The sequence below is a fragment of the Oscillibacter sp. genome (assembly GCF_032060045.1).
Taxonomy (GTDB): domain Bacteria; phylum Bacillota; class Clostridia; order Oscillospirales; family Oscillospiraceae; genus Oscillibacter.
In genome coordinates, this window is the sequence record NZ_DAMBZJ010000067.1 from 1 (window position 1) to 6,296 (window position 6,296).

Consider the following 6,296-nt stretch of genomic DNA (forward strand, 5'->3'; position numbering starts at 1 on the left):
GTGACCTATGACGAGCTGGGCTATGCCAAAAGCGGCGCCAAGACTTCCGATTCCGCCGGATATATCGTGGACGGTACCTATTATAATGGCGACGGAACCCCTTACAATGGAACGTATCGGGACTCCGGAGGAAACTATGTCGCTCAGAACGGAGTGGACCAGGGCACAGACTATCAGGCGCTCATCAACGCGGCCAAGGCCAAGGGCGATCTTGCCAGTGCGGCCGTGTATGAACAGCTTCGTAATGAAAAAATCAATTCTTCTGATTATACCGGGAGCCAGTCGGCAACCAGCCTGTACGGCAGTTATCTGCCGTCTTCCGTCTCCCAAAAGCAGCAGAATTACGGGACGTGGGAAGATTTTTTGAACGCATCCGGCTATCAGGACTATAACGAGCAGGTGCAGGCCGCCATAAAGGCGGCGGTGGACGCAGCCACGCAGAGCTATACCCAGCAGATCGACACCGCCAATCAGGACAGCGCGGAATTGGCACGTCAGGCCTATATTGCAAAAATGCTGGGGCAGAAGAATCTTGACCAGCAGCTTTCCGCGTCCGGATACGCCGGCGGCATGGCGGACAGTCAGCGCATTCAGACGGAAAGCAACTATCAGAACAATCTGAATTCCATTGAGCAGCAGCGGCTGGCCACGGTGAAGGAACTGCAAAGCGCCATTTCGCAGGCGCAGCTATCCGGGAATCAGCAGATGGCGGAGAGCCTTTCGAGCTATCTTCAGAATCTTCAAAGCCAGTGGTCCAGCTATGTACAACAGCAGCAGAGCATGAGCAATGCCGACTACTGGAATCAGAAGCAGATGGACAACAGCGATTATTGGAATCAGCAGAGCCTTGACACCCAGAATCAGACCACAGCAAGGACAAACGCCATGGAACTGTTGAGCGCGGGAATTATGCCGGACAGTACCACACTTGCCGCGGCGGGGTTGTCCCAGACTGAGGCGGCGGCCATTCGCAGCGTGTACCTCAACAGCCTCGGAGCAAAGACGGGGACTGCGACGGCCACGAGGACCACCGGGACAGGGGGGACCGGAGGAGGATACAGCAACGGCTCCCTGACGACCGCGCAGGTTCAGCAGTTGCAAAAGAAGCTGGGCGTTACAGCCGACGGAAAGTGGGGCAGCGCGTCCTCTGCAAAGGCAGGAGGCCTGACGGCGGAGCAGGCGTGGACAAAGTATGGGACAAATGGGATGGAGGGCTTCAGTAATGTGAAGCGCACGATTCAAACGTTGCTGGCAACGGGAAATCGAACCAGAGCACAAGAAATAGTCGATCAGTATTGGAATCAGATGTCTGATATGCAAAAAGCTGAGATTTCCGGGCTGTAAAGATTGGGAGGACGACATGGCAGCATATAAAAAACCGAATTTTCTCGCAAGCAACGGGAATATAGAGAAGCCAAATTTTCTGGCCGAAAATAACAATAAGGCAGGGACGCAAAACGCGTCCCTGCCTGTGTCCAATACGGAGACGGTTGCACAGATCATCGAGCGAAACCGCATTGCTGCTCAGAAGACCGGCGCGCCGGTGCTGGGTGAAACAAGCAACACCGCCAACCGAAGGGCGGCTGCAAAATCCTCTTGGAAGAAGCACAGCCACGCGATTGCAAAGGAGCCGAAAAATGAGGATGATTTCTCTGCGGCAAAGCTTGCCGGAGGCATTGCAACAAAGGGAATTGACAGCGCCATGAGCGGGGTGACCAGCACGGCGGATTGGCTGGTGGGGCAGAATATTACCGGCCTTGGGAATTTACTGGGGCAGGATTGGAGCAATAACCCCGTCTCTGCGCTGAACCGCAGGGTGCAGCAGGCCAAGGAAACCAACCAAGCGTATTTTCAGCCCAATGTGGAGCAGGGAGGAAAAGCGGCGGAAATAGTTGACAAATACGGAACGGCTACCGTGGCGGCGGTTCCGCAGGCCCTGACCGCCGTGGCAACGGCGGGAATGAGCGCAGCAGGGACCGCAGGGCTTCAGGCGGCATCCGCGGCGGCACAGAGCAGCGGGGCCATAGCCGCAGCCCGGGGAATGGTGCAAAGCCTTGCAAAAGACCCGCAGTATTGGCTGGCTTTTTCTCAGGTGGCTGGTGACAGTTATCAGCAGGCGAAAGCGGACGGAGCCGGAGAAACGGCGGCGAACCTTTACGCCATGGGAAACGGTCTACTCAACGCTGCCATTGAGGTCGGAGGCGGCATTCAGACGCTGCCCAAAGAACTGCAAAAGGGCGGCTCTGCTCTAAAAGCGTGGGTTAATTCCATGGTGGACGAGGGTAAAGAAGAAGTTGCGCAGGGCATTATGGAGCGGGGGCTGCAAAACCTGATGTACCAGAAGCAAAACCCGCTGGCATCTGTCAAGGACGAAAACGCCGTGCTGAATCCACGCACCGCGGCGGAGGAATTTGCGGGCGGTGCGGTGGTTGGCGGGATTCTCGGCGGCGGGCAGACTCTTATCAACCGGGCGGCAAATTCGCCCAATGTGAAGCTCACGGAGGACGGGGTGAAGCTGGAGGGGGCGCAAAAAAACACCGCCCCGATTTTGGAGACGGTGAGCTTCGATGATCCAAAGGCCGCGGACGGAAAGGGGGCAGTGTCCCTGCTGCGGGAAAGCGTCCGGGACATGGTGGGCGTGGAGCCGGTGGCCAACATCAGCGGAACGGAGATTTCTTCGGAGGGGCGAGCAACTGACCGCGTGATGGACTTCGTAAAAGGTCTGAAAGACAAGGTGGTACGGCCGAACTTCGGAGAGGTACTGTTTTCAAAATCCAAGGTTAAAAACAGTCTGGTGGGACACGGAACCGGGGAAGCAAAAATTGAACTGTTCGCGGCGGTTCCGGCTGTGATTCAACAGGGAAAACAAATTGCCTATCGCAAAAACTGGAAGGGACGCGGATACGATTCCTTTGTGTTTGCGGCGCCTGTTACATACCGTGGAGAGACGGCCTATGTCACCGCAATTGTGGTGCGGGACAATGCAAACCGGTATTACCTGCACGAAGCGGTAGATCAGCAGGGGAATCTGATTTACGGGCATGAGAAAAGCCCGGATATCGCCTCCGACGGGTCCGGAGTTTCCCCCAAGAGCACCGTAGCTGATACCGAGCTTTCTCCTCATAGTATATCCCTCTCTGATGAAAATAGCAAGGGGGATTTTACCGCGAATGTTGACGCGGAGACGGTGCGGAGTATTCGGAATTCCAACCTGCCGACGGCCATACAAGACAATCTAATTCAGGCCAATCAGCAGGTGGCGCGGGACAATGCCAGAAAGGCTGCGGAGCGGGAGAGTGCCAAGGAAATTGAAATGCCACGGTTGGAGACGGCGGAGCAGGGGGTACTGCGCAAAGATACGGAACTGCCGGGCGGCTCTTATGTGTCGGCAGACGGAGAGGGGTATCTGGATGCATTGTCCAGAAGCGAGAACGAACCCGGAGAGCGCATGACCGAAAGAGACTATGCAAAGGCGGCGGCGGACGATAGGCTGAAAAAAATGGAGGCCCCGCCGGAATCCACAAAAGAACCTGTCAGTCAGGCAGACTTGGACGAATTGTGGAAGCTATGGGAAGACCAGGCCAGCCCCGTCACAAGCTCCGAAGACAGGCGGGCGGAAGCGCTGGCAAACGCAGAAGGGCTGATGTCAGACGCAACAACGCCCCGGAAGCAGACGCTGGCGCAATCTGCGGAAAACGCCCGGTCTTATTTCATGCGAAAAATGGTGGACGCGGGAGACAGTGTTACAAAACTTCAAAAGCTGACCGGCGACCAGTATCTTTACGATTATTACAATATGGCCCGGGCTTCCTCTTCTGCAGGAATCAATATGCTGAATGGGATGCAAACTGACATTGGCGGAAAGCGTGTTGGAGAAAGCCTGATTTCCATTTTTGATCCTATCCGCGCGAAGGGAAAAGGCTACTACAAAGATTTTCAGCAGTATCTTTATCATCTGCACAACATTGACAGGATGAGCATTGACAATGGAGAAAATACAGCAAAACTGGAAGCGGAAGTGGCCTTGGCGGAATTTGACCGAGAAAATCCAGACATTGCCACAATTACGGAAGCAAGGCTGCGACGAAAAGCGGAGGGTTTGGATTTTGAGGCGGAGCTGGCCCGGGAGCGCATATCCCTGCTGAGAAAGGTTAATCAGGCAGACAGACTTGGAAACAAGCCTGTTTTCGATTACGAAGTAACTGCGGACATGAGCAGAGACACTGCTGCGCGGCTATTGCACGAGCATCCGGAATTTGCAGAGTATCAAGAGCAGGTTCGGGGCTATATCAAAAATTTGATGCAGTATCGGATTGATAGTGGGCTTATGACACAGGAGGATGCGGATTTTCTGGAAAAGTATTATCCGAATTACGTGCCTACCTATCGCGTGACAGAAACTGAAGAAAATAGAACCGGCCTAAAATCTGTAAAGATTGGGAAAACCGTGGGGCAGGCTGAAGGCGGAAATACAAAACTAATTCCCATTCATGAGGCATTAGGGAAACAAACCATGTCCGTCGTCAGGGAGGGGAGCAAGAACCGTTTTGGCCAGCGTCTGCTGGAGGACTGGAGCAATCGACCGCAGGCGGCCCGAAAGTACATCAGCGACGTGCAGAAATACGACGCAGGTTTCAGCATGGACGCTTTTGACAGCCTTGAAACTGACCCGGCGTTTCAGAAAAGCAACACATTCTTTGTTTACAAGGATGGCAAGCTGATGGAAATGTCGGTGGACCCATCGTTGTTTGACGCGGTAAAAGCGCTGTCTCCCGACCGTCAGGAAACCAATAAGCTTGTGCAGGGGATACGGGCAGGGAATAAACTGTTTAAGGCGCTGGTAACGGGGTATAACCCGACATTTACCGTTAGAAACACGGTGAGGGACCTGCAAACGGCTGGACTTTACAGCCGTGATTTGACAGCATTTACGAAGAATTATCCTCTGGCCCTAAAGGAAATTGCCTCTAACGGTGAATACTGGAAACAGTACAAGGCGCTGGGCGGCTCATTTTCCTCTGTGTTCGACTATCAAACCGGGACCGTGAAGGAAAGCAGCAAGGCGGTCCAGAAGACGCTGGGGCGTGTGGAAGCCATGAACATGGCGATGGAGCAAGCCCCCAGGTTGGCGGAATTCATGAGCATCGTTGAAAAAGGGGACGGCTCCTTAGAGAACCTGATGGACGCGATGCACGCGGCGGCGGATGTGACGGTCAACTTTGGCCGGGCTGGAACGCTGGGGAAAATTCTGAACGCAAACTATATACCGTTCCTGAATCCGGGCATTCAGGGCTTTGACCGGATGGTTCGGAGAGCCACGGAAACAAAGGGCGCCAAAGAGTGGGCGAAACTGGCAGTCCGCGCGGTCGCGCTGGGCGTAGCCCCGGCCTTATTAAACGCGCTGCTTTATCAGGGAGACGATGATTGGGACGATCTGAAAGCGAGTGACAAGGACACCAATTATTTATTTAAAATCGGAGATGGCCTGTGGCTGAAACTGCCGAAGGGACGGGAGCTGTCGGTGCTGGGCATGACTGGGCAACGGATCAGTGATCTTCTCAAGGGGGAAGATGTAGATTGGAAAGAATTCTTTGCAACGGTGGGAAATCAAGTGGCCCCTGCTAATCCTCTGAACCAAAACATTTTGAAAGCCTTGTTCGACGCTGATTTGCTTGATTCCAAAAGCCCGGGGAAAACATGGTACGGAGGGGACATTGAAAACCAGCGGCTTCGGAACTATGCTCCGGGAGAGCGCTATGACACATCTACGGATGTTTTTTCAAAGTGGATAGGAAAACAATTGAACCTTTCCCCGAAGAAAATTAACTATCTTCTTGATCAATATTCCGGCGTGGTAGGAGATTTTATGCTGCCGCTGCTGACGCCACAGGCGGAGAGAGATGCTTTTTCAAAGGCATTTACAGTGGACAGCGTTTCCAGCAATCGCATCAGCGGTGATTTCTATGATAAGGGAGATGAAATCACCTATGAAAAAAACGGCGGGGACGTTTCCATGCAAGTGGTTGGCCGGTTCTGGAATAAGCAGATTTCCGCGTGCAGCGATATCTATGCTAAAATCCGAAACATTGAATCCAGTGAGACGCTGACGGATGCACAAAAGCGGGAGAAGGTACGGGAGGCCAAGGCGGTTTTGAACGGGATTCAGAAAAACGCGCTGGGCACAGTAGAGGTTTATCAAGATGCTGTCAAAAAGCATTTGAAGGGAACCTCGGACGATGCAGTGGATACCGCCTACCGGGAGGCGAACCGGGAATGCTTCGGCGCGGAGTATGCCT

General features: G+C 53.9%; 2 protein-coding genes. Both read left to right on the forward strand.

Going from position 1 to position 6,296, the window contains the following annotated elements:
• Positions 1-1,344: hypothetical protein (locus RT018_RS15470; RefSeq protein ID WP_312943208.1), on the forward strand; the 1,344-nt coding region annotated here is incomplete at its 5' end.
• A gap of 16 nt (positions 1,345-1,360) precedes the next feature.
• On the forward strand, positions 1,361-6,296 hold a 4,936-nt coding region (locus RT018_RS15475; protein WP_312943209.1), incomplete at its 3' end, for an LPD38 domain-containing protein.